This window comes from Idiomarina sp. T82-3, assembly GCF_001577655.1.
Classification (GTDB): Bacteria; Pseudomonadota; Gammaproteobacteria; order Enterobacterales; family Alteromonadaceae; genus Idiomarina; species Idiomarina baltica.
In genome coordinates this window covers 12,208-35,150 of record NZ_LSBQ01000017.1, presented here as the reverse complement: position 1 = coordinate 35,150, position 22,943 = coordinate 12,208, and the positions used below count along the sequence as shown (strand labels likewise).

Annotated in this window: 23 protein-coding genes; 13 read left to right on the top strand and 10 right to left on the bottom strand. The window is 47.3% G+C overall.

Annotated elements, in window-relative coordinates:
* Positions 1 to 128: 128 nt before the first annotated feature.
* Positions 129 to 2,285 (top strand): TonB-dependent siderophore receptor, encoded by a 2,157-nt coding sequence (locus AWU56_RS10160; protein WP_286682450.1) that lies wholly within the window; start codon positions 129 to 131, stop codon positions 2,283 to 2,285.
* Here the strand turns inward: AWU56_RS10160 and AWU56_RS10155 are convergent, their stop codons facing one another.
* The gene (locus tag AWU56_RS10155; RefSeq protein WP_286682449.1) at positions 2,286 to 3,557 is read right to left on the bottom strand and encodes a DEAD/DEAH box helicase; all 1,272 of its coding nucleotides are present in this window, start codon (positions 3,555 to 3,557) and stop codon (positions 2,286 to 2,288) included.
* 190 nt (positions 3,558 to 3,747) lie between these two features.
* Here AWU56_RS10155 and AWU56_RS10150 point away from each other — a divergent pair, with 190 nt between their 5' ends.
* The 3 genes from AWU56_RS10150 (at position 3,748) to AWU56_RS10140 (ending at position 6,884) form a co-directional block, all read left to right on the top strand.
* A complete protein-coding gene (locus AWU56_RS10150; RefSeq protein WP_286682448.1) occupies positions 3,748 to 5,640 on the top strand; it encodes a GGDEF domain-containing protein in 1,893 nt (630 codons plus the stop codon).
* A 60-nt stretch (positions 5,641 to 5,700) separates the two neighbouring features.
* Entirely contained in the window at positions 5,701 to 6,111 is a 411-nt protein-coding gene (arfB, locus tag AWU56_RS10145; RefSeq protein ID WP_071462462.1) for an alternative ribosome rescue aminoacyl-tRNA hydrolase ArfB, read from the top strand.
* A 74-nt stretch (positions 6,112 to 6,185) separates the two neighbouring features.
* Positions 6,186 to 6,884 (top strand): GOLPH3/VPS74 family protein, encoded by a 699-nt coding sequence (locus tag AWU56_RS10140; RefSeq protein ID WP_286682447.1) that lies wholly within the window; start codon positions 6,186 to 6,188, stop codon positions 6,882 to 6,884.
* Here AWU56_RS10140 and AWU56_RS10135 read toward each other — a convergent pair.
* Entirely contained in the window at positions 6,881 to 8,200 is a 1,320-nt protein-coding gene (locus AWU56_RS10135) for a methyl-accepting chemotaxis protein (protein ID WP_286682446.1), read from the bottom strand. The two genes, AWU56_RS10140 and AWU56_RS10135, sit on opposite strands and share 4 nt — an antisense overlap.
* 180 nt (positions 8,201 to 8,380) lie before the next feature.
* On the opposite strand from AWU56_RS10135, the gene AWU56_RS10130 reads away from it, so the two are divergent.
* From AWU56_RS10130 to AWU56_RS10115, 4 genes are all read left to right on the top strand, one after another.
* On the top strand, positions 8,381 to 8,704 hold the full coding sequence (locus AWU56_RS10130; RefSeq protein ID WP_006955639.1) for a hypothetical protein: 324 nt from the start codon (positions 8,381 to 8,383) through the stop codon (positions 8,702 to 8,704).
* A gap of 62 nt (positions 8,705 to 8,766) precedes the next feature.
* Positions 8,767 to 10,500 (top strand): copper resistance system multicopper oxidase, encoded by a 1,734-nt coding sequence (locus AWU56_RS10125; protein WP_286682445.1) that lies wholly within the window; start codon positions 8,767 to 8,769, stop codon positions 10,498 to 10,500.
* Between the two features lie 10 nt (positions 10,501 to 10,510).
* On the top strand, positions 10,511 to 11,251 hold the full coding sequence (locus AWU56_RS10120) for a copper resistance protein B (protein WP_286682444.1): 741 nt from the start codon (positions 10,511 to 10,513) through the stop codon (positions 11,249 to 11,251).
* 252 nt (positions 11,252 to 11,503) lie between these two features.
* The gene (locus tag AWU56_RS10115) at positions 11,504 to 11,713 is read left to right on the top strand and encodes a cold-shock protein (protein WP_006955633.1); all 210 of its coding nucleotides are present in this window, start codon (positions 11,504 to 11,506) and stop codon (positions 11,711 to 11,713) included.
* Positions 11,714 to 11,952: 239 nt separating this feature from the next.
* Here the strand turns inward: AWU56_RS10115 and AWU56_RS10110 are convergent, their stop codons facing one another.
* The 6 genes from AWU56_RS10110 to AWU56_RS10085 form a co-directional block, all read right to left on the bottom strand.
* Complete coding sequence (locus AWU56_RS10110; protein WP_286682443.1) at positions 11,953 to 12,870, bottom strand: NAD-dependent epimerase/dehydratase family protein; 918 nt, start codon at positions 12,868 to 12,870, stop codon at positions 11,953 to 11,955.
* Positions 12,871 to 12,947: 77 nt separating this feature from the next.
* Positions 12,948 to 14,081, bottom strand: a complete 1,134-nt coding sequence (locus AWU56_RS10105) for an EAL domain-containing protein (RefSeq protein WP_286682442.1) — start codon at positions 14,079 to 14,081, stop codon at positions 12,948 to 12,950.
* Positions 14,082 to 14,161: 80 nt separating this feature from the next.
* A complete protein-coding gene (locus tag AWU56_RS10100; protein WP_286682441.1) occupies positions 14,162 to 14,986 on the bottom strand; it encodes a DUF547 domain-containing protein in 825 nt (274 codons plus the stop codon).
* 99 nt (positions 14,987 to 15,085) lie between these two features.
* On the bottom strand, positions 15,086 to 15,505 hold the full coding sequence (locus AWU56_RS10095) for an organic hydroperoxide resistance protein (protein WP_286682440.1): 420 nt from the start codon (positions 15,503 to 15,505) through the stop codon (positions 15,086 to 15,088).
* Between the two features lie 116 nt (positions 15,506 to 15,621).
* A complete protein-coding gene (locus tag AWU56_RS10090) occupies positions 15,622 to 16,071 on the bottom strand; it encodes a MarR family winged helix-turn-helix transcriptional regulator (protein ID WP_286682439.1) in 450 nt (149 codons plus the stop codon).
* 60 nt (positions 16,072 to 16,131) lie between these two features.
* Positions 16,132 to 16,656 carry a helix-turn-helix domain-containing protein gene (locus AWU56_RS10085; RefSeq protein WP_286682438.1) on the bottom strand — a complete coding sequence of 175 codons (525 nt, stop codon included), beginning with the start codon at positions 16,654 to 16,656 and terminating at the stop codon, positions 16,132 to 16,134.
* A gap of 67 nt (positions 16,657 to 16,723) precedes the next feature.
* Between AWU56_RS10085 and AWU56_RS10080 the strand changes: the two genes are divergently transcribed.
* The 5 genes from AWU56_RS10080 (at position 16,724) to AWU56_RS10060 (ending at position 20,802) form a co-directional block, all read left to right on the top strand.
* Entirely contained in the window at positions 16,724 to 17,920 is a 1,197-nt protein-coding gene (locus tag AWU56_RS10080) for a benzoate/H(+) symporter BenE family transporter (RefSeq protein WP_272977259.1), read from the top strand.
* 74 nt (positions 17,921 to 17,994) lie between these two features.
* The gene (locus AWU56_RS10075; RefSeq protein ID WP_272977258.1) at positions 17,995 to 19,071 is read left to right on the top strand and encodes an MBL fold metallo-hydrolase; all 1,077 of its coding nucleotides are present in this window, start codon (positions 17,995 to 17,997) and stop codon (positions 19,069 to 19,071) included.
* A gap of 110 nt (positions 19,072 to 19,181) precedes the next feature.
* Positions 19,182 to 19,577, top strand: coding sequence for a hypothetical protein (locus AWU56_RS10070; RefSeq protein ID WP_272977257.1), 396 nt, complete (start codon positions 19,182 to 19,184; stop codon positions 19,575 to 19,577).
* Between the two features lie 3 nt (positions 19,578 to 19,580).
* A complete protein-coding gene (locus AWU56_RS10065; protein WP_272977256.1) occupies positions 19,581 to 19,922 on the top strand; it encodes a helix-turn-helix domain-containing protein in 342 nt (113 codons plus the stop codon).
* Positions 19,923 to 19,953: 31 nt separating this feature from the next.
* The gene (locus AWU56_RS10060) at positions 19,954 to 20,802 is read left to right on the top strand and encodes a TraB/GumN family protein (protein WP_286682436.1); all 849 of its coding nucleotides are present in this window, start codon (positions 19,954 to 19,956) and stop codon (positions 20,800 to 20,802) included.
* Between the two features lie 4 nt (positions 20,803 to 20,806).
* On the opposite strand, the gene AWU56_RS10055 is transcribed toward AWU56_RS10060, so the two are convergent.
* Positions 20,807 to 21,811, bottom strand: a complete 1,005-nt coding sequence (locus tag AWU56_RS10055) for a helix-turn-helix domain-containing protein (protein WP_286682435.1) — start codon at positions 21,809 to 21,811, stop codon at positions 20,807 to 20,809.
* Entirely contained in the window at positions 21,789 to 22,700 is a 912-nt protein-coding gene (locus tag AWU56_RS10050; RefSeq protein WP_286682434.1) for a GGDEF domain-containing protein, read from the bottom strand. Before AWU56_RS10050 ends, AWU56_RS10055 begins: the two co-directional genes overlap by 23 nt.
* Positions 22,701 to 22,943 lie beyond the last annotated feature (243 nt).

The following is a 22,943-nucleotide window of genomic DNA, read 5'->3' as shown; positions in this document are numbered from 1 at the left end:
CGATAGCATTTTGAGGCGGAACCTGGCTATTTAAAGCGTTACAGCATAAGACTTAAATTAAACTTTAAACGCGAATCGTTTTCATTTATGATGTGCGCACTTAAACGAGGCTGATTTTGAGGAACCCCATGAAAATGCAAAAATCTTTGTTAGCTGTGTGCGTGATGAGTGCATTAACAAGCGCCTATGCCGTAGCGGAAGAACCGCAACAGACTGAACAGGTGATTGAGCGTCTAAAGATCACTGGTGAAAAGCAGGAGGGCTATAAGTCTTCTTCAGCGGAAGGTGCGACTAAGCTCGGTTTGACGATAAAAGAAACACCGCAGTCGATTACGGTTATTAACCAGCAGCAAATCAAAGATTTTGGTCTGAATGATATCAACTCCGTATTGAACAGTGCTTCAGCGGTTAACGTTGAGAATGTCGAAACCGATCGTATTTACTACACCTCGCGTGGTTTTGAACTGAATAACTTTCAGATTGATGGCGTTGGCTTGCCGCTCGTGAACAGTAACACCCATGGACGAATTGATACGGCTTTATACGAGCGCGTTGAAGTGATCCATGGCGCGAACGGGATTATGACCGGTGTCGGTAGCCCCGCAGCCACCGTCAACATGGTGCGCAAACGCCCAACTTCGGAAACACAAATTAGTGTCGAGGGTAGCCTGGGCTCTTGGAGTAACAAACGTTTAGAAATCGACGCGTCTGGCAAGTTGTCGGATCGTGTGCGTGGTCGTGTGGTTGCAGCGGCGGATAATGGCGAGTCGTATCTTGACCGTTACGAAAACGACACCAAGGTCTTTTACGGTGTTTTTGATTTTGCTCTAACCGACGACACCATGTTGACCGTGGGTCATAGCGAGCATAAGAGCCATACCGATGGCAACATGTGGGGCGCATTGACGCTTTATTACGGTGATGGCACGCCGACAAATTATGATGAATCTACCAACGTTGCGGCGGATTGGTCGCAGTGGAAAGTAAGCGAAAGCCGCAGCTTTGTTGATGTTGAAACAGCATTATCCGACAACTGGAACTTGCGTGCAGTGTATAACCGCGTTCGTACCGATGAAGATAGCCTGTTGTTTTACACCTATCTTGGCGATGCTGAGCTCGGGTTGGATCCTGAAACGGGGCTTGGTCTCGTCGGGTATGGCAGTGAGTACGACTTAGACGACAAGCAAGATACCTTTGATGTTTACGCCAATGGTACTTTTGAGGCTTGGGGCCAATTGCACGAGGTCGTTGTTGGCGTTAACTACTCGCGCTTAGATTATGTTGATGTTTCTCTGTACGACTTCCACACCGGTAATGGCTTCCCTGCGATGCCTTCACTTGCCGACTGGGATGGTAATACACCGTTCCCTGAGTTTACTGATGGACGGGATGGAAGTGTTATCGATAACACACAAAAAGCCGTTTACGCGCAGGCACGATTGGCGTTGACGAGCGACTTAAAAGTACTGCTCGGCGGTCGCTATAATGACTTTCAGACCGATGGTGTTGGCTATGGCGTCGACCAGTCGCGTGATGACGCGCAGTTTATTCCGTATGTCGGGGTGACGTATGCAGTGAATGACTCCATTACAACCTATGCCTCTTACACCGAAACGTTCCTCGCACAGTCTGAAGTGGATCGTAACTTCGAACGTTTGGAACCGCTGACAGGTAAGAACTCAGAAATTGGTATTAAAGCCGACCTGTTTGGTGGTAAAGCACTCCTGAGTGCCGCTTATTTCCACGTTAAACAAGAGAACCTCGCGGTGGGTGATGGTGACGCTGAAAACCCGTCGACAGGCGTACTTGAACCGGTCTATCGTGCGGCTGAGGGTATTACCAGCGAAGGTGTGGAGCTTGAACTCGCTGGCGAACTTTTCACGGGTCTGCAAGGTCAAGTGTCGGCAACCGTATTTGATGTTGATGGCGATCAATTGGTTGAGGATTACACGGCTGAAAAGATGTTCAGAACGTCGCTGACCTATCAGTTCCAAAGCTTGCCAGACGTGCGTGTTGGCGCGACTTATCAGTGGAAAGATGCGACCTCACGTGTGCAAGGCACTGTCGGTCCTGCCTATGACAATGCAGGTGAGACTATCGTGACGCACCAGCCGTCTTATGGCTTACTTGGGTTGATGGCAAGCTGGCAGGTGACGGATAAACTTGCTGTGCGTGTCAACGGTTATAACGTGACCGATGAGAAGTATTTAAATAGCTTGTACTGGGCGCAGGGTTTCTACGGCGCACCGGCTAACTACTCGGCATCGGTCAGTTATCAATTCTAACTAGCGTTGACTCGACTTGTTCGAGCCCTGGCGTCGGTGCTTAGCACGGCCAGGGCTTTTTTGTTTGCCACTCGGCGCACTACGTGACTTACGTGGTGGACGCTGCTCGCGCTTCGGTGGAGGTGTTTTGCCGGTCAGTTCGACTTCATCAAACCCGTCAAGCGTGCGACGCTCAATGGGCTGACCGATCAGTTTTTCGATGGCTTTGAGTGTTCTAAATTCTTCGTCCATCACCAAGGAAATGGCGTGACCGACTTGTCCCGCGCGGCCTGTTCGACCGATACGATGAACGTAATCCTCTGCCACTTGAGGCAAGTCGTAGTTAATGACATAGGGTAGCTTTTCGATATCTAAACCACGCGCGGCGATATCGGTTGCCACCAATACTTGCACCGCACCTGATTTAAAATCGCTTAATGCCTTGGTACGCGCGCCTTGGCTCTTGTTGCCGTGTATCGCGGCAGCTAAAAAGCCGTCTTTATCGAGTTGTTTAACCAGCCGGTTGGCGCCATGTTTGGTGCGCGAGAATACAATCACTTGTGGCAAGTTGAGATTGCGTAAGATCTGCATCAGCATACGCGGTTTATGCGTTTTCTCGGCAGCATATAGGGTTTGTTCAATCCGTTCAGCGGTGGCATTCGGCGCTGCGACCGAAATTTCTACGGGGTTGTTCACTAAGCTTTTGGCGAGTTTACGAATCTCATCCGAAAATGTTGCAGAGAACATCAAGTTTTGGCGCTTTGCGGGGAGTAACTTGATGATTTTCTTGATGTCATGGATGAAGCCCATATCGAGCATACGGTCGGCTTCATCTAATACCAACGTTTCGAGCTGCGGAAAGCGAATCGCATTTTGCTGGTAAAGGTCGAGCAAACGCCCAGGCGTTGCGACGAGAATATCCACACCTTTACGTAGCTTCATCATTTGCGGGTTGATTTTTACTCCCCCAAAGACAACGGCGTAACTTAACGGTAAGTCTTTACCGTAGTTGGCAACGCTTTCACCCACTTGCGCGGCCAATTCGCGGGTGGGCGTGAGGATCAACACGCGCGCGGTATTGGCTTTTGCACGCTCATTGCCTTTGAGCATTTCTAAAATCGGTAAGGTAAAGCCTGCAGTTTTGCCGGTGCCCGTTTGAGCCGCTGCCATCACATCATTACCGGCCATGACGGCTGGGATTGCTTGTGCTTGTATAGGAGTGGGTTCAGTATAACCCTGGCGTGTAAGGGCGTTAAGAATTTCAGGGCAAAGTCCGAGATCAGAAAAAGTCATGTATAAATTGGCAACCTAAACAAGGGATAAGAAGGACGCATTCTACATCACTGAGACCAACAACGCATTGTATTTGATGATTCAATAATGAATGGGTGAACAAAAATAGACAGACGGATACAGTAGTAAACGCTCTTAAAAAATATTATAAAGTTTAAACATGCACGCCCAATTATAATTAAAAAAGCGAATGATTTTGGAAAGAAGAACAAAACATCGACGTATCAAAAAACGCGAAAAACTCACCAATGCCTTGCTGTTTAAAATCAGTATTTGGGCAATTTCGATTGTTGTTATTGCGTCGGCAATTACATTTCAAGTCGCTTATGATGATGCAAGACAACGTGTCATTGGACTGTTGGAGCAAGATTTGGCACCTGCGCTTGAGCGTAACGAAGCTTTTTTTAATCACGTAGAAGAAAACGGTGACATTCTGGCACAGCAGTTTCTATCGAATTACAAACTGATGCGTAATGAGTCGCGCCCTATTGAGCAGTTTAACGATTGGTATGAAGAAACCTCGCCCGGCGTCTTGAGGCTTAAACCGAGTTTTGACCGGGGCGTTACCGCGGGCGGTAGGTACTTTGAACACTTGAGCGCTTTTTTAGGTAAGCGTGACGTTGCGTTAGATGACGAACTCAAGTCACGCGTGATTGCGGCTCAATATACACTTAATGAACTCGGGCCCGCTTGGCAAAATGAGGTGTCGAATTCACACTTTTCGATGCCCGAAAATATTTTATTAATGTATTCAACTGAATCACCGTGGGGACTGCTTGCAGACAAAGACTTGGTGATGACGGATTATTCGGTGGTGCGGTCGACATTGCAGGTCAATAACCCCGAGCGAAAACCTAACTGGACCGGGCTTTATTATGATATTTCAGCCGATGTACTGACCATTACGTATCAAAAGCCTGTCGATCTGGCAGGTAAACACCTCGCAAATGCGAGTTTTGATGTGGTGCTCAGTAGTTTAGTGAGCGATTTAACGAAAAAGAAACGGCCTAACGCAGAGCATGTGGTCTTAAATGATAATGGCGACTTGATTGCTGCATCTAATGTCACGCAAGACGCTATTATTTCGCGTTCGACACTCACCTCAGAAACCTACAGCGAACCTTTGTATCAGCAGTTGAGTCAGCTGGTGGTTGATAGAGGCTTTTCAGAGACACCCACTATTTTGAGTGGCGAAGTGGAAGGTCAGTTACTATTCGTCAATAAGCTGCCGGGCCCAGGCTGGTGGCACATTACCACGTACCCGCTCGCGGAGGTGCGTAACCAGGCGATCGTGTTGCCGTTACAGCTTGTTGGTGCCGGCGTGGGGCTGGTGATTCTGATTTTACTGATGAGTTACTGGCTCATTCAACGCGAAGTCAGCCGACCGTTGCAAGAAGTTGCCAAAGTCGCTTCTTTGATGGGGCAGCGCAATTACCGAGAAGCACAAACCCATAAAACGACTAAAATTAAGGCGCGAGGCGAAGTAAAACAGGCGTTGAAGGCATTTCAAACCATGGCATCACGCTTTATTGCCGCGCAAGACGAACTGGAACGTGAAGTGGAATCGCGCACAGCGGAGTTAGCTGAAGCGAATCGAAAGCTTGATGCCTTAGCCCATATGGATGGTTTAACGGGGCTATTTAATCGCCGGGCGTTTGATCGTGATTTGGACGCGGCTATCTCATCCGGTAAGCCGTATCATTTGATGATTGCAGATATTGATGAGTTTAAAGCCTATAACGATAACTACGGTCATGAGGCGGGCGATAGCGCAATCAAGGAGATAGCAGAGTGCCTACGCAGTAATACACCGCTCAAAGTGTATCGCTATGGTGGCGAAGAGCTGGCAATGATTGTTCCTTCTGCGTGTGACCTCGAAAGCAAACTTAATGAGTTGCGTGAAAAGGTGATTGAGTTGAATATTCCACATCAGTACACCAAGACGGATCGTTCATGTTTGAGTTTAAGCATGGGAGCTGCGCCTATCCAGTGCGATGACGATAGCCGCAGTGCGATTCGACGTGCTGATAAACAACTCTACGCGGCTAAAAGAGCGGGTAAAAACTGTGTCGTTACCGCTTAACTTGTGCCTACGGTTTAAGACGCTTAACCTTATACTTCTGACAAAACACTGAAGAAGTTAATGATAAAGATATCTCAACGGGTTGAAATCCCTGACCATGAAATCGAGTGGCAATTTATTCGCTCAAGCGGTGCAGGTGGCCAAAATGTCAATAAAGTCGCTACCGCGGCACAGTTGATCTTTGATATTCAGGCATCTTCACTGCCGGATTTTTATAAGCAGCGTTTACTTAAGTTGTCCGATCATCGCATTACCCAAAGTGGGAAAGTGATCATCAAGTCGCAGGAAACGCGCAGCCAAGCGCGCAACAGAGAACTGGCGCTTGAGCAACTGATTGGCTTAATCCGCAGTGTGTCATATGTGCAGAAAAAGCGTATCGCGACTAAACCGAGTCGATCGGCAAAAGAGAAACGCCTGAAAAGTAAAAAGCAACAGGGACAAAAGAAGGCGCTGCGCAAGAAAGAGTTTTAGTCGACACGAGTCGAAATTTGCTCAATGTGAATTTATGGGGCTATTATCAATAACAAAAATTATTAAGGTCGCTTATGGCAAATACAATTCGTCTGTACCAAGCCGTTATGTTACTCGCGTTGAGTGAAGAGCGCGGCACCATGAACGGTGCCTATGTAGAATATGCAACCGCAGCCGCGCTTTTGTCAGAGCTTTTGATGCATGAGCGTATTGCGATTGAAACGGATAATAAAAATAAAGTGTTGGTTATGGATGATTCCAGTACCGATGATGCGTTATTAGATGAAGCGCTGGACCAAATTAAAGTAGCTAAGCGACAACGCAAGCTACAGGATTGGGTACAAAAGCTAGGCCAACTTAAAGATTTAAAACACAAAGTTGCCCAGAGTTTGGCGGATGCTCATATCGTTGCAGCAGAAAAGGAAAAGGTTTTATGGCTGTTTGAGCGACGCGTTTATCCCGAGCTTAACCCAGAACCCGAACAGCAAATACGTGAAGCAATGCGCAGTGCTGTGATGAGTGATGATGAGGTTGAACCGCGTGTGGCGATTTTAGTCGCTTTAGCCAACAGCGCTAAGCTGTTGCCGCAAGTGTTCACCAAGCAAGAACTGAAACAGCGCAAAAAGCGCATTGAGCAGCTAGAAAAGGGTGAAATGGTGTCGGCCGCGGCAAAACAAGCGGTGGCCGCTATTGAGGCTGCGGTCATGGTGGCTGCTATTATGCCAGCCATCACCGCCGCGAGCACCGCTTCGTGTTCATCAACCTCGTGCTAAGTAACTTTGCTCTTAAATTGACTGACGGCATCGAGTACGTGTTTGGCACCTGATTGAATATCTTCCATCACTTTACTCGCTTGAGTCGATAGGCTCAGCGAGTTTTCGACTTCATCCAGACTTTGTTGTATTTGCTGGACGGCCGTTTCAGTTAGGTTTTTATTTTTACCCACCACATCAATAATTTTTTCGCTGGTCGTGCTGGTGCGTGATGCCAATGAACGTACTTCGTCGGCTACTACAGCGAAACCGCGTCCTTGCTCTCCGGCGCGTGCTGCTTCAATGGCTGCGTTGAGTGCCAAGAGGTTGGTTTGGGCGGCAATGCCTTGGATACTGTCGACTAACTCAGTGACTTTCGTTGATTGAGTGTTAAGTTCAGCGATGTGGTGACTGGTTTGCTCAATTTTTTGTGCTAACACGCGCATAGCGTCAATGGTTTCTCGAATAACAGCCATACCTTGTTGCGCATGCTTATCTGTTTGAGTCGAGACGTCATGAGCAATATCGGATGTTTCGACGATGGCTTGTTCGCGCTTAACTTGATCGGTGATCACCGACGCGAACTTAACCACTTTGTAGAGTTCACCTGCCTCGTTATGCACGGGGTTGTAGGTTGCCTCTAACCAAACGGGATTACCAAAGCTATCAATACGCTGGAAACGTCCAGAGAAAAACTCACCAGCCGCTAGCTTTTGCCAGAATCGACTGTAATCCTTAGATTGAACTTCTTCTTCACTGCAAAAGACACGGTGGTGCTGATCAACGATATCGTCTAGCCGATAATTCAAAGCATCAAGAAAGTTTTCATTTGCGGCGATGACATGACCATCAAGCGTAAACTCGATGACAGCCGATGAGCGGTTGAGGGCTTTGAGTAAATCCTCTGTCTCGCGCGACTTTGTAATGGTATTCGTGAGCTCACAACCGTAGGCCGCAAATGCTAATTGCGAGTCGTTTCCTAGTTTTTCGGGCTCTAGAATCACGCGTATCCAGATCTCGTGGCCTTGATCATGAATAAATTGAATAGCACCGTGCCAATGTGACTGCGTTTTAATGGCACGCGTCATTTGCTGAATGTGGGGCTTATTTTTAGCCGTTGGTGCAATAAAAGCTGATAACGGTTGATTCAATAATTTAGAACTATCGAGTCCTAAACATGCTTTGAATGACTCGTCAGCCTCTACAATTCGACCATGATCATCCAGCGCAAAATAAATCATGGCATCTTTCATCGCTTCCCGCATCGCTTTATATGCAACGATTTCACTGGCTTGCTGTTGACTCAATTGCTCTAGCCTGTTGTTGAATCCTAGCATGGTGTTCCCCCTAAAGAACGAAGTGCTTGAAGGGAAAGTAACATAAAATTCGAAAAGTTGAATATATTTTCAATATTATCTTTACACTGTGTTTCTCGACACTTTTCGTTGGTATTTGACAAAAAGTTAGAGGTATTCCAATGTGGATAGGTCGCAATCGACATGCTGTATGGATATCAAATGTCACTTAGAGCATTTTTCGTTTTAGTTATTTTTTCATCGACTTTACTGTTGCCTCAATGGGCAAGCGCAGAGCGTGTGTGCCAGCAAGAAAATGCTCATGCGTGTGAACACGATAACTCGGTGATGCATGACTGTTGCGATGACCTTCTAAGAGTTCACTGTACAGGGCTCTCTATTGCCTATGTTGAGTGTGATGCTTCGATTGAAACTCCGGCAACGGTTTTAGCCGAAAGCGCAAAAAGCCGTGCGGTTACAGAAACTCGACCAAAGCATGGTAGCGAGCTATTTCGCCCTCCGATTTACACAAAACTCTACTGCTAATTTCTACATGGCAGCAATGCCACACAGTTATTAATACACAATTTATTTTTGTGGAGTTTTGTATGAATAATTCTATTGATCCGTCGCGTCGACAGTTTGTTAAATCAGCACTGACAGCGGCTTCCGCTCTTGCGCTTGCCAAAGTGGCACCCGTCTGGGCGTCCCCGCAGGGTAGACATTTTAAAGATTCCGTTTTAGCCACCGACGAGGTGAACTTAACGATTGCACGAAAACCGCTACTCATCGGTCAGAAGGTGGGTCGTCCGATTACCATAAATGGACAAATGCCCGGACCCTTGATCCGTCTACGAGAGGGCCAACCCGCAAAGCTAAATGTCACCAATAAACTGATGGAGGATACGTCTGTTCATTGGCATGGAATCATTTTGCCTGAAAATATGGATGGCGTTCCTGGCGTATCATATGAGGGCATAAAACCAGGTCGAACATTTAAATATCGCTATGATGTGCAGCAAAGCGGTACCTATTGGTATCACAGTCACTCGGGGTTGCAAGAGCAGCTCGGTCACCTAGGTCCGCTTATTATTGACTCCAAAGATGGTGATATCGGTGCCGATCGAGAGCATACGGTGATTCTAACCGACTGGACCTTTTCTGATCCTAATGATGTTTTTCGCAAGCTGAAAGTCGCTGAAGGCTATTATAATTACCATAAGCGCACACTCTTTGACACCTTTGATGATATTCGTCAGCAAGGGTTGGAAAAAACCTGGCAAGAGCGTGAAATGTGGGGGCGGATGCGCATGAGTCCTCGCGACATAGCCGATGTTACTGGTAGTACTTACACGTATTTGATGAATGGCCGCGATTCGCGGATGAACTGGTCTGGGCTTTTTAAGCCCGGAGAAAAAGTGCGCCTTCGTATTATAAACGGTTCAGCGATGAGCTTTTTCGATGTCCGAATTCCTGGCTTGGAGATGACGGTGGTTGCCGCCGATGGCCAACCTGTTCAGCCTGTCACAATAGATGAGTTCCGCATTGGTGTCGCCGAAGCGTACGATGTCATTGTACAACCCAGGGAAAGTAAAGCGTACACGCTGTTTGCTGAGAGCTTCGATAGAAGTGGGTTTGTGCGCGGTACATTAACGCCCGAATTAGGACTTGAAGCGCCCATACCGGAGTTACGGGCCGTACCTGAACGTGGTATGGCGGCTATGGGAATGGCTAACATGAAGATGGAAGGCATGACGGAAGGGTCTATGTCTTCCATGAAATCTGATATGTCCACTAAGCAACCATTACCTGTCGACAGTATACAAATTGGCCATGCTAATGGTGGCCACGGACCCGGTGCTGCTATGATTGCTAAAAATCCAGTAAGTCGCTTGGACGAACCGGGGCTCGGGCTTGAGAATGTCGATCATCGTGTTCTCGTTTATTCGGACTTAAAAGGAGCTCACGAATGGCCTGACACGCGTGAACCTGAGCGCACCATACAGTTGCATTTGACCGGTAACATGGAACGTTACATGTGGTCTTTTGATGGGAAAAAGTTTACTGAAGTAGACGGACCCATTCAGTTTAATGAGGGGGAAAGGCTTCGTCTCGTGTTGGTTAATGACACGATGATGGACCACCCGATTCATCTGCATGGTATGTGGATGGAGTTAGAAAATGGTCATTATCCTCGCCCGCGTAAGCACACCATCAGCGTAAAGCCAAGCGAAAAGGTATCACTGCTCATCTCAGCGGATGCTCACGGCAGTTGGGCCTTTCATTGTCACCTTCTTTATCACATGAAGGCGGGTATGTTTCGCGTAGTAAATGTTTCTTAAGGAGCGGATGATGAAAAACTTTCTATTATTGTTAGGCGGTCTTTTTCCTCTTATTGCGTCAGCAGGACATGCCAAGGATGATTGGCCAGAGCCTGTAAGCGAGCACTATACTGGACGCGTTCTTTTTGACCGATTGGAAATCGCGCGAACCAATCAGCATGAACAATCAGCTGTTTGGGATATGATGGCTTGGTATGGTGGAGACTATCATCGACTTGTGTTTAAAACCGAGGGTGAAAATGTACAAAATGATGGCGCACCGACCGATATCGAAAAAGCAGAACTACTCTATGGCTATTTAGTGTCTCCATTTTGGTCCATTCAGGCGGGAGTTGGTGCCCGTGGCGAGCTTTCATCCGATAGCTCGTTTGAGCATTATGCCGTGTTAAGTTTTTCGGGCTTGGCACCTTACTGGTTTGAAATGGATAACTCACTCATGGTGAATGAGGAAGGTGATATACAGTTGCGCTCGGAAACGGAGTATGAGTGGAGATTAAGTCAAACCGCCTATTTGCAACCACGAGTAGAAATCACCGCCAATGTCACCGACTCGGAAAAATACCGGCGTGAATCGGGGCTAAGTAACCTAAGAGTGGGGTTGCGCTATCGACAAGAAATCAGTCGAGAATTTGCGCCGTATATCGGCGTCTATTGGAATCAAGCGCTCGGTAACACCGCAGATCGATTACAGCGAGAAGGGCGGCAAACCCATGAAACGGGCATCGTTGTAGGTGCTAGAGTTTGGTTTTAATACGCTAGTGAGCAAGGACGGACATTGCCGTTCTTGCTCATTAAAAATAAATTAAAAATAATCGTTGACTAATATTTAAACTCGCGTATTGTAGGCGGCGTTGGATAAGAAAGTTAGTTAAACCTCCTCTACGTCGCATTACTTGTAGTCAATCTTCGTCCTGTAGTTTTAAATTTCCGTTTTTACCCGCACCATCCGCTCATGGCATTGGTCGTGGCGGCTTAATATATTATTTTTATCAGGATTACGATTATGTCTAATACAGTAAACGGCACAGTTAAATGGTTTAACGAAGCAAAAGGTTTTGGTTTCATCGAGCAGCAAGGCGGCGCTGACGTGTTTGCTCATTTCAGTGCAATCACTGGCGATGGCTTCAAAACACTTAATGAAGGTCAACGTGTATCGTTCGCGATCACTCAAGGCCCTAAAGGTCCTCAAGCAGAAAACATCGTTGCACTGTAACGACTGCTGAGTAGTACCTATTATCCAAAAGGGAGCTTTCGAGCTCCTTTTTTTGTGTCCAAATTAAATTTGCAAATAAAAATCATTTGCATTAACATGGCGGCATTGGCCTAAACTCTCTCCCTGGCTAATGTTCTCCCCAGCCAAGTGCTGGGGAATTTTTCTCTTCCTGAGTCATTTGACGCATCGTGTGGATGGAGGGCGAACGGCAAAACTACCTTTGCCATTTTAGTGGCGAGTTAGTCGAAACAAGCTTTAAGACCCTCCTGATAAGAGGTGACTGAAAACTCCGGAAATCGCGCCTTGAATTTATCGGATATAAAAACGTTATCGACTTGATAGCGCGGCATTAATTCTTGTGCGTCGCGCAGCGTTTTGCTAAAAACGCTCGCCAATTTTAGTTGCCAAGGTTTCACTATTGAGTAGCGGGAGGGCTTTTGTGTGATCGTTTCAATCGTTTCAACCATGCCGCGATAGGTTAAGCGGTTATCGTCACAAGGTAAGTGCCAGGTTTGATCAAAGGCATCGGGGGTGTTTCCCAGTAGTGCCAAGGCGCGACTGGCGTCTGGCGTGTAGATAAGGGTGCGTTGTGTGTCATCCCTTAAAAAGACCCGTGCTTTTTTACCGCGTTTGAGCGGCTCAATTAGAGTCGACTGAGTGATACTTTGAGTTTTCTCGGGTCCGTAGAATTCCGGTGCGCGTGCAATCAGCGCAACGATATCTTTCTCTGTTTGCGCACAGATCAACTCTTGGGCGATGTCTGTGCGTACTTGACCCTTTCTACCGTGAGGCTCAAAGAGGATGTCCTCAGTTTGGGGCTCGGCCGTTTGCGGATACATATAAGTATTGTCAAAAAACACCAGTTTCGCGTTGTGCACCTTACAAGCATCAATGACGTTGCGCATGATTACCGGCCACTCTTGCGCCCAACGTTCCGTGTCCATTGGCAAACCGACTGTGAGATAGACGATATCTGAGCCCTTGACGGCATGGGCAGTCTGCTCTGCATTCAACAGATTTGCGCTCATGATGCTATCGGTTCGATTCACTTTACTTGGATTGCGACTGACGATACGAATATCAGTGGTGTAATCACGATGAAGTGCTCGTGCCAACTCAATACCGATTTGACCACTGGCGCCCAAAATTGTTTGCATACGAAAGAGTTACCGCTGCGTGTTTTAAATTATGGGACTAGCCTATCAAAAGGTTTCGAACACGTCTTGCTTAATCATTAGGCAAGGCGTATATCGGTCTCCATAAGCTGTTCAAAGCTCTGTGGTTTGTGTAACAAAAAGCCTTGAACTTGATCGATACCTAACTCACGAATACAGTCGAGTGTGCGTTGATCTTCAACACCTTCAGCAACCGTTTTCATGTGTAAAGTACGGGCTATTTCAGCGGTCGACTTAGCAAATGAATGTTCGCTGATATCGTGAATATTCTGAATAAATGATTTGTCGAGTTTTACCTCATCAAAAGGCGCAGTGGTGAGCCTCGCAGCATTAGAGAGTCCTGTTCCATAATCGTCTATCGAAAGTCGCGCACCTTTACCCTTAATGAGTAGTAGGTTTCTTGAAACACTCGAGCGAGTCGAATAGAGCTCATTTTCGGTAAGTTCAAACATCAGCCTTGGATGAGCGATAGGGGCGTCGTTCATGAATGCCTTAAATTGCTCAGAAAAACTGGCTTCGCTAAGCTCCTTTGCTGACAAGTTGACTGCGAGGTTAGCCTCGGAGTAACGAGCAAAAAGCGCATGATGATTTTGTAATGAGTTGCTTAAGGTTGAGCGGGTTAAATGCGTCCAAAGCCCACGTTCATGAATCACGTCGAACACTTCGTTGAGTGGAATGGGCTTATCGTCGTGAATTAATCGGGCTAATGCTTCAAAGGCAACCAGTTCAAGTGAGTCACTTCGAAACTGAGCTTGATAATAGACGGTCATTTTTCCCGAAGTGACGAGCTCCTCTATCAAATCTTGATCATAACAAGCATCTGGCTTATTGGAGCGCTGACGTGAGTCTGTACTATGTCGACAAACCCATTCAAGTGCTTGTTCGGTACTCTCGCGCCCGTTCACGATGTAGGCATCGAGCCCATAGGAGGTCAATACTTTGTGCATCAGAGTATCTTGTCGTTTGTCGAAAGCCTCTGAGAGAACATAAACTAAGCCTTGAAATTTCTGCTCCTTGAGGTGTTCACAAATATCGAGCAAAAGAGTCATGGAGTTTTTCAGTTCGAGGATCAAACACGCATTTGGCTGACTTTCAACAGAGTCAAGCTGCAGCGGTTTAACTGTCAGGTTAAGGGTATGGTTGCAAAGACGCTCAAACCTGTCGGACGCCGAATCTGAAAAAATAAAATACATTGCTTGCTCTTAAATTATAATGACCATTCTATAACTGTATGTTTTATCATAAAAGATAAAGTGATACCAAGTTTGTGACGTCAATTGACACCGGTTGTGTTCAACGTCCAATTGTAGTCGGTATACCGAATCGGTAATTTTGAATGCGCCAATGATTTCGCATCAGACGCAGAGTCCGTGAGTGCATCAGAATAATGACGTAAAAACGTGTGTATACCGTTGATGTCATCCCCGTACCATTTGAATATTTTGGACAAATAGATCCCTGCTTCATCAATACCATTTTTATCGCGATCACTTAAAAACAGTCGGGTTTGGTTTTCGAGTTGCTCGTTTAATTGACTAGCCTGATAGGCCTCACTGCGTAACTTGGGACAACTGACAGCCGCGCAGACGAGCGCAAAATGAATGCGTGGCTCATTGAAATCGACGCGAATTTTTTCGTGCTCTAGCCAATCCAAGCTACGTTGTTTGCCGAGTAATTTAAAAAACGACTGCTCCCACGGACTCGTAAAAAAGCTACCCAAATCACGGATAGACTGTGCTTCCCCCCGATTAAACGCCTGCATATTGTCGGTAATTAATTTTATGGTAAACGCGTTGTAGGCATTAATTAAAAACGCCAATTGTTGATCGGAATCCCAAGATGCGTACTGCGTTGGCGTGACCGCCGATAACTGGGCTAAATAGTCATCAAGGCGTTTCGGTTGTTTAGCAATGGCTTGGTAATCAACCGCCGATTTACGTTGATTATCGAATACGACAACGTGGCGATTTAACACTTGATTGAGTAGCGCGTGGCTATGGTCAAAGGTTGATGAGATAGCCTTGGTACTCATGGACAGCGTGATTAAGAGTAGTCCGATGATACATCGCAGATAACCAGTAAATAGTTGAGTTTTCATGATGCTCGCACGCACAAAAGAGTCTTGTACTCTCTTACGTGTTTTTGGCGGGAAAGTTTAAACAGCTCAGGTCATTGAGTGTGACCTGAGCTGTGTATTTTAGACTGTTACATTTAAATCAACGCTGATATTGCCGCGTGTTGCATTAGAGTAAGGACAGACTTGATGCGCTTTTTCTACGATGCGCTCGGCTTGCGCGAGCTCAAGTCCCGGTAAGTCGACATTAAGGGTCACCGCGATACCAAAACCCCCCTCGATTTGACCAATACCGACTTCGGCATCCACTTGTGTGTCCTCGGGAAGTTTGACCTTTTCTTGGCCACTCACAAATTTTAATGCACCGATAAAGCAAGCAGAGTAACCGGCTGCAAACAGTTGCTCTGGATTAGTGCCTTCGCCACCTGCGCCGCCTAGCGCTTTAGGTGTAGAAAGCTTAACGGCTAAGCGTCCATCATCTGATTTTGATTGACCGTCGCGGCCACCTGTCGATGAAGCACGTGCTGTGTAAAGAATATCCATAATGAAACCCTCTTATTGTTGGCTTAACTGTGACTGCAGGATTATGTTATCGCAGTAACAGTTATTGCGATAACATAATAATTAGAACGTAGTAATCTAACTTATCGATTGCGTGACTAAGTAAGCTTATGAAGTTGCTTGCGCAATGATTCGAGGGTTTGTTTGAGTGTTAGGGCGTCATCAGCATCTAAACGCGATGCGCAAAAAACTTGCTCAGGAATCCCCTGAACTTTATCTTTCAGTTGTTTACCCTCTGTCGTGAGGTAGAGGTGTTTTTGACGTTCATCGGAGTCACTCGCTTGTCGAGTTAATAACCCACGCTGTTCAAGGCGTTTGACGACTGGACTCAGAGCACCTTTTTCTTGAAACAGCTTGCGGCTCACTTGGGTCACGGTGATGCCATCTTGCTCCCACAACAGCAGCATAATGAGATACTGGACGTACGTCAGATCGACTTTATCGAGCAGCGGCTTATACAGCTTATTCATGGCTAGGGACGTGGAGTAAAGCGCAAAGCACAGTTGGTTATCTAATTTTAACGATGCATCATCCGGTGCCTTGGGCATAAATCACTCCTTGTTCTTTCTCTCGTTATCATACGGCATGCCAGGGTTGAGGCAAGCCGACTATCTATAATTTATGACCGCCACAAACTCAGTTTTACCCGAATAACGATTGATGTAACTGTGCGGTTGGGCGGCGTCAAAGCGATACGCGTCACCTGCTTTGATGGTTACCTGTGTTTCGCCTACTACAATATCGAGTACGCCTGACTGTACATACAACATTTCGAAGGTACCGCGTCGGTGTGCATCGGAATGGCTCTGTGCGCCCTCAGCCATGCACAATTTGTACACCTCTTGCTGGGTCTGAGGATCAAATGCTAGCAGACGCTCGACTTGAATACGCTCATGCGCAAAATCAAATGTCATGGGCTGCTGCTCATCGTTGAGTAACCATGACAGAGATACATTGAAACCAGTAGCCAACTTCCAAAGCGTCGCGAGTGTGGGCGAGGATTCTTGCCGCTCGATTTGTCCGAGCATGGCCTTGCTGACACCGGTGTGTTCGGCGCAGGCTGTTAAGCTCCAACCCTTATCTTTGCGCAGTTTTTTTAATCGGCGCGCCACAGTGTGATGATTATTTTGCATGATTTATCAAATGTTTATGGTTTAGTGTTTGTGCGCTATAACGCACGCTGTTATCTTATGATTAACTTTGTACGTTATAACGCACTATGGGGCATTAAGAAACACCATGATTCGTTTACTGAGCCAAGTATCAGCAGGCGCGACTGCTGTCTTTGTAGGTTATAGCAGTGCTGTTGTACTCATACTCGAAGCAGCATCGCAACTGGACTCATCGCCCGCACTACAAAGTGCCTGGTTGCTAGCCGTTGGGCTGGCGATGGGCATTTCAACGATCGCTTTGTCGTTATATTACAAAGCTCCCGTACTGACGGCTTGGTCAACACCGGGCATCGCGCTGCTGATTGGCTCACTCAGTGGTTTAACGGTGGCTGAGGCGGTCGGGGTTTTTGTTTTTTCCTCTAGTTTGATTGTTGTGTTTGGAGTTAGTGGTCTTGCTGACCGGATGATGAAATGGGTGCCTAGTCATGTTGCGGCGGCTATTTTGGCAGGCATACTACTTAAGTTTGTGAGTGCAATTCTGCCGGCGCTTATTTCGTTTCCCATTATCGCGGGTGGTCTCATCATCATTTACTTTATCTGCCGTGCGTATACACCGCGATGGGTCTTTTTGTGGTTACTGCTGGCGGCTATCACATTACCGTTTTTTACGGGCAAGCTTAATGAGCAATCGCTAATGGTGGAAGCACCGCAGTGGATTTGGGTGTGGCCCGACTTCAGCTGGCCTGCGCTCATTGGCGTTGGCATTCCGTTATTTGTCGTCACGATGGTTTCACAAAACGTTCCCGGCGTGATGATGCTGCGTGCCAATGGTTACGCACCGCCGACATCGCCACTTATCACAACCACCGGTTTAGCGGGGTTGCTACTGGCGCCGCTGGGCGCTTTTGCGATAAACCTCGCGGCAATTACCGCGGCGATTTGCCAAACAGAGGATGCAGACCCCGATCCGGCGCAGCGCTATAAAGCGGCAGTGGCTGCCGGAGGATTTTATATTCTGATGGGGCTTGCAGGATCACTTATCGTGAGCCTATTCATGATGATGCCGCAAGCGGCAACGGCCACGCTGGCTGGCTTAGCATTATTGCCGGTGATTACGCAGAATCTGCAACGCGCCTTTAGCAGTACATCAGGTGCTTATGCGGCGGCAATCGCGTTCATTGTTACTGTGGCTGATGTGTCATTTTTTAGTATCAGTAGTGCGTTTTGGGGTTTGCTAGTGGGCTGTGTCGTGGCCTTTCTATCTGAACGTACACATCGTATTTAGTTACATTTTAACAATGACTCAACATTATGTGATGTGCGATGATACAACGCATAATAATCATCAGATAATCAGCTATGAGCCGCGTTTTATTTGTTTTTTCTTTTATTGTTTTATTCGTTACCGGGTGTACCTCGAATACTATTCAAGTGATTAATTCGGAACAACAAATAGAGCATCCGAATGACCATCGTTTTGAAAACCTAGATCCCGGTGAAAAACAGTATCCTGCTACGTGTGAAACGGACTGCTACCGTGAGCGTGCCGATATTCAATGCACTGATGAAGCCTGCCGTTACACGGGACCTTATTTACAATCTTCATATGATGAAGCCTTCAAGGTAACGTGGTTCGGGCATGCGCTTTTTCAAATTGAAACACCGAGTGATGCGACGATAATCACCGATCCAGTTTTTGATGAATTTGATTGGCCCATTAATTGGTTGCACGCTTGGTTTAATGGTCAGTACCGTTCTCATCTGCCGAATTTATCGGTTGAACAGGTAAGTCAAGCCGACGCTGTTTTATACTCCCACCTGCATTATGATCATTTTAATAAATCGGATGTCGAGTCCATAGGTGACCATCCTAGCTATCGTGTGCCATTGCGTATGGGGGAAAAATTCCCTGCAATAGGGGCACACATTACCGAAATGGGTTGGTTTTCTGAGGACACATTGAGTAATCAAACGCGGGGTACGACTATTACCGCGTTACCCGCTCATCATTTTAGTAGTCGTACCTACGTTCCATTTATATATGAAGATAATGAGCGCGTTTCATGGAATGGTTGGTTGATCGAGAGTCAAGGTAAAACATTATTTTATGCGGGTGACACCGGCTATTCTGAGCACTTTCGTGATATCCACGAGCGCTATGGTGCAATCGACGTTTGCTTACTCCCGATTGCTTCCTATTATTCGCCGACCAGCCCTAAGTGGTATCGCTATGTGCATATGACGCCTGAGGATGCCATTACTGCTGCCAATGAACTCGAGTGCCAAGTTATGATTCCGTGGGGCTATGGTAATGCCAGTTGGGGAATGGGCGATGTGTCTTCTCATTCAGCGCTAACACGCTTCTTGAATATGCTTGAAGTGATGCCGCTCAAAGCCAAAGTCATCGTGCTTGATGAGCATGTGTCAGCAAGGTGACAGTGGCCTGTCGTATGCCTGACATATGACTGCCACGCGCCTGGCGTAGGCACTTCTGCATTCGACTGCTAGTGTTCTTCCTGCAATAAGGCGATTAAAGGATATTTCACATGAAAGGGTCATTACTAAAAAAATTACACTTAAATTTTGAATTTAAGTTTGAGTACGAAGGGCATGTTATTGAAGCACGTGCCAGTGGGATTTCAGCGAAAGAAGAAGTATTTGTTGATGGCGAGTGCGTAAGTAGTCGACGCAATTTTGGCTTATCAAGCACTCACGAATTTTTGATTGAGGACGAGACATTTAAAGTACATTTTGATGTAGGTGGCTTTTTATTATCAACCATTCGTTGCGACTTATTGTTGGGTGACGATGTGGTTCGAACCGAGTCGCAATCGTCGTTAAAGGGCCAAAAAGGCTCATGGAAACTGATTTTATCGTTCTTTGTGATTGGTTTGGCGGCTGGCTTTTTGAGCGCAAAGCTGGCGCTTTGGTTGCTGGGGTAGGTTATGCGTATCAATCAAGACAAAGTAATCGCCTGTCGCTCACAATGGGACTGGACGCAACAACAACTCGCCGACGCATGTGGTGTCAGCTTGCGTACAATCCAGCGGGTCGAGCGCGACGGTATTGGCTCAAAAGACACCGTGCAGGCACTGTGTGCGGTATGCCAACTCGCACGCGAGGAGTTGGTCGAGGATGCCGACAACAGTGTGCGGAGTGAACCTTCCACCGAACAAACCAATCATACACAGCGACCAACCTGGCTCGATGCGCTGCCACTCTTGGTGACTTTGGTGGTGGGAATGTTTATTGGTGTGGCATTAATCTTATTCATTACCCAACGCTGATCGCAAAGAATAAAAATAAAGGATACATATCATGAAATTAAAAATCGTCATCGTTACGTTATTAGCATTGCTCTGGAGTACGCTCAGCTCGGCGGAGGTCTTTTATAAGGCCGTGCAGGGCGACAAGACACTTTGGATCATGGGTACGGTGCATGCCGCGAAGGGAGACGGTTTTGCACTTTCTGACCAGGCACAAGATGCACTGGCTCAAAGTGAAGTGATCTGGATGGAAGTAGCACCAGAAAAATTAAAGAATGCACAAGCGGCGTTTATGGCTCATGCGATGCGCTCACAAGGCACGCTAGAAGAGAACGTTGATAGTGAAACTTGGCAGGCGTTTACACAGGTCGCTCAACAATATGGCATCCCAGAGCAAAACCTCAACCCACTCAATGCCTGGTTCGCACAAATTGTGTTAGTTGCTACTGCAGTTAACCACGCAGGCTATGCGCAAGAGGCGGGCGTCGAAAGTAAAATTGAGCAATTTGCAGATGCCAACAGCGTGCCTATTAAAAGTTTGGAAACAGTTGAGCGTCAGATCAATGCGTTGGTGCAGGCGCAAAGTGATGTAGGTGAGCAAGAGATTATTGAGCAAACGTTGACTGAAATTGACCAGGTTAATGAGGTTCTAGATGGCATTATCGCTAGTTGGCAGCAGGGCGACTTAACCGCACTCGGCAAGCTATTAAACGACTCAATGCCTCCGCAAATGGCTGAAGAACTGCTCTATAAACGTAACCGCGAATGGATCGCTAAACTCGCCACAGATAACCAAAGCGATAGCGCGTTTATCGCGGTCGGTGCGGGTCATCTAGTGGGTGATGAGGGCGTACTGACGCTGCTTGAGGAAACCGGATACCGTGTCAGTGAGGTGGACTAAACGCTTAAAAACTGGCGAGCCAGCGTCGGCGGGCTCGCCTGAGGTTGTTTGCGTGGCTGTAGCCAAGTTTAGCGGCGAGTTCCGCTTGCGTGTGCGGTTTAGCCTCTGAGTGGTAGAGGAAATATTTCAGCCGCGCATAGTCTGCTAGTCGTTTAAAGTTCATGCCTTGTGAGGCGAGTAGTCGCTTACACGTCGAAGCACTCATGTTGAGGGCGCTGGACAGTTCCTCCAGTGATGATTCATCCCCCTGCTTTGCTTTCTTTAACATCCAGGAGAGCGCTTCAGTTAGGGGGGCCTGGGTGTTTAGGGTTTCATGTTGCAGTTCGGCAAATGATCGCGCCTGTTGAAAGTTATTGGCAGAGGCTGTTGGATTATTTGTCGGTAAGTGATGCATGGGCAACGAAAGACATGGAATAGGGCGCGAGTCGATAGTGCCTATCCACGTTTGCCAGCTGACGGGGAGGCTATCGGGATTATGTACGCCGATTCGCCAATCGGACAAATTAACTTGGCAATTCCGAGCTATATGTATTACCAACGCCAACATCAATTTGTCGCATGCGTCACGGAATGTTTTATTGTGTTTACCGGACAGCCCCGAAACGGGAAGCCAGTCTATGTGAAGGCGTTGCTGTAACCGCTTAGGGCGTACCAGTATAAAAGGGTGCAACAACGTTTGATAGCGCAGAGAGTATAGTAGTGCAGCGCTAAATGTGTTGGCGTAGCGAATGCAATCAAACGCGGGACACAGCCTTTGCTGGTGCAGGGATTGAACGACTAGGGGCCAGAGCTGCGCATCGCCGATCAGCTGTTCTGCCGCTGTAATAATATACGCCAGATCCTGCTCACTACAGCGTCCTGCTGAAGGCTTGATTTCAGCATCAAACACGTGCGTGCCTTTAAGCAGTTGATGAGGACTCACACCGCGCCGCTCGGCGATAGGCAGTAGTGCTTTAAGCAGCGGTCGAGCAATGAGCTCGCGTGATTTAATGATGGGCTCGCGACGCATCGGCAATAATCGCTTCTGGTTGCTGCAATAATTGTTTCATCGCGTGTTTCGGAGACACCTCATTAACACGTCTTACACGTGTTTTTATCGCCATATAATGGGGTAAGGCAAGTTGTTCCCGCAGCATTTCTGCCAATAGTCGAATCAGGCTGAGCGCTTCAGGACAGTCGGTTGCCGGTAATAGTATAAGAAACTGATCACTGTGGTAGCGACATAGGCAGTCGCCGGGACGCAAGTACAAAGCGGTCAGCTCACTCACTTTGTTCAGTAGAAGGTCGCCGGCCTGCATGCCCATCTCTTCATTGTAACGAGCGAATGCCTGTAAGTTGATACTCGCCATCACCACGTGTTGGCGATTGTGTTTGTGCAGTGCAAGCTCACGCTCAAGCACTTTTTCAAAGTAGGGGAGTGTGTATAACGTCGTGAGTGGGTCAACCCACTCATGGGCACGTAAGTGTTTCTCTCGGACACTGAGTTGACGACGCACTTGGCGCTGCTCTTTTATCCACTCAGCGGCACCAAATCCGAGAATCACTAAACCGAAAGGTTGTGGTAATGATTCTAGCCAACTCATGAGCCGCAGCGCTTCTGGATAGCTGAAAAACTCATCCAGCAGATCCAGTGATAGTGAAAAAGTCAGTACACAGCCGCCCCAAAAAAACAGTCGGGTGACAGCCCCATCGAGTCGCTGCGTCACAATCAGAACCAAGCCGACCAAGACAATCAATAAGGTCGAAAACTCACCGATAATGTCAAGCGGATCGATAGCGGAACGGGGTTTGAGGGAGCCGACTTGACTGGCAAGCAACAGTGAGACCGCGAGTATGCACATCATGAAAGGCAGGCGCCAGTCATAAACCATGCGAGATAAAAGCGTATTGCGCGACATACCTGAGCTCCATGCAGTGCCTATGCACATGTTTAAGTTACAGGAGCAGCATGACATTTACATGACAGAAACGTCACTTAATTGAGCTGTTCGGACTGCAATCCGAACAGCTCATCGCAACCTGTTCGTGGCACATAAAATGACATGTTAGCCACCTAGAGTATGTGCCGACCATTCACCACCAGGGCATGAACATGATGAAAAAACTTACCTCGTTTATTGTGTCGCTGCTGCGCTTAGTGG

Bases quoted from the DNA above. Each gene is read 5' to 3' on its own strand.
- AWU56_RS10160 (WP_286682450.1), top strand. From the start codon at position 129: ATGAAAATGCAAAAATCTTTGTTAGCTGTGTGCGTGATGAGTGCATTA.
- AWU56_RS10155 (WP_286682449.1), bottom strand. From the start codon at position 3,557: ATGACTTTTTCTGATCTCGGACTTTGCCCTGAAATTCTTAACGCCCTT.
- AWU56_RS10150 (WP_286682448.1), top strand. From the start codon at position 3,748: ATGATTTTGGAAAGAAGAACAAAACATCGACGTATCAAAAAACGCGAA.
- arfB (WP_071462462.1), top strand. From the start codon at position 5,701: ATGATAAAGATATCTCAACGGGTTGAAATCCCTGACCATGAAATCGAG.
- AWU56_RS10140 (WP_286682447.1), top strand. From the start codon at position 6,186: ATGGCAAATACAATTCGTCTGTACCAAGCCGTTATGTTACTCGCGTTG.
- AWU56_RS10135 (WP_286682446.1), bottom strand. From the start codon at position 8,200: ATGCTAGGATTCAACAACAGGCTAGAGCAATTGAGTCAACAGCAAGCC.
- AWU56_RS10130 (WP_006955639.1), top strand. From the start codon at position 8,381: ATGTCACTTAGAGCATTTTTCGTTTTAGTTATTTTTTCATCGACTTTA.
- AWU56_RS10125 (WP_286682445.1), top strand. From the start codon at position 8,767: ATGAATAATTCTATTGATCCGTCGCGTCGACAGTTTGTTAAATCAGCA.
- AWU56_RS10120 (WP_286682444.1), top strand. From the start codon at position 10,511: ATGAAAAACTTTCTATTATTGTTAGGCGGTCTTTTTCCTCTTATTGCG.
- AWU56_RS10115 (WP_006955633.1), top strand. From the start codon at position 11,504: ATGTCTAATACAGTAAACGGCACAGTTAAATGGTTTAACGAAGCAAAA.
- AWU56_RS10110 (WP_286682443.1), bottom strand. From the start codon at position 12,870: ATGCAAACAATTTTGGGCGCCAGTGGTCAAATCGGTATTGAGTTGGCA.
- AWU56_RS10105 (WP_286682442.1), bottom strand. From the start codon at position 14,081: ATGTATTTTATTTTTTCAGATTCGGCGTCCGACAGGTTTGAGCGTCTT.
- AWU56_RS10100 (WP_286682441.1), bottom strand. From the start codon at position 14,986: ATGAAAACTCAACTATTTACTGGTTATCTGCGATGTATCATCGGACTA.
- AWU56_RS10095 (WP_286682440.1), bottom strand. From the start codon at position 15,505: ATGGATATTCTTTACACAGCACGTGCTTCATCGACAGGTGGCCGCGAC.
- AWU56_RS10090 (WP_286682439.1), bottom strand. From the start codon at position 16,071: ATGCCCAAGGCACCGGATGATGCATCGTTAAAATTAGATAACCAACTG.
- AWU56_RS10085 (WP_286682438.1), bottom strand. From the start codon at position 16,656: ATGCAAAATAATCATCACACTGTGGCGCGCCGATTAAAAAAACTGCGC.
- AWU56_RS10075 (WP_272977258.1), top strand. From the start codon at position 17,995: ATGAGCCGCGTTTTATTTGTTTTTTCTTTTATTGTTTTATTCGTTACC.
- AWU56_RS10070 (WP_272977257.1), top strand. From the start codon at position 19,182: ATGAAAGGGTCATTACTAAAAAAATTACACTTAAATTTTGAATTTAAG.
- AWU56_RS10065 (WP_272977256.1), top strand. From the start codon at position 19,581: ATGCGTATCAATCAAGACAAAGTAATCGCCTGTCGCTCACAATGGGAC.
- AWU56_RS10060 (WP_286682436.1), top strand. From the start codon at position 19,954: ATGAAATTAAAAATCGTCATCGTTACGTTATTAGCATTGCTCTGGAGT.
- AWU56_RS10055 (WP_286682435.1), bottom strand. From the start codon at position 21,811: ATGCGTCGCGAGCCCATCATTAAATCACGCGAGCTCATTGCTCGACCG.
- AWU56_RS10050 (WP_286682434.1), bottom strand. From the start codon at position 22,700: ATGTCGCGCAATACGCTTTTATCTCGCATGGTTTATGACTGGCGCCTG.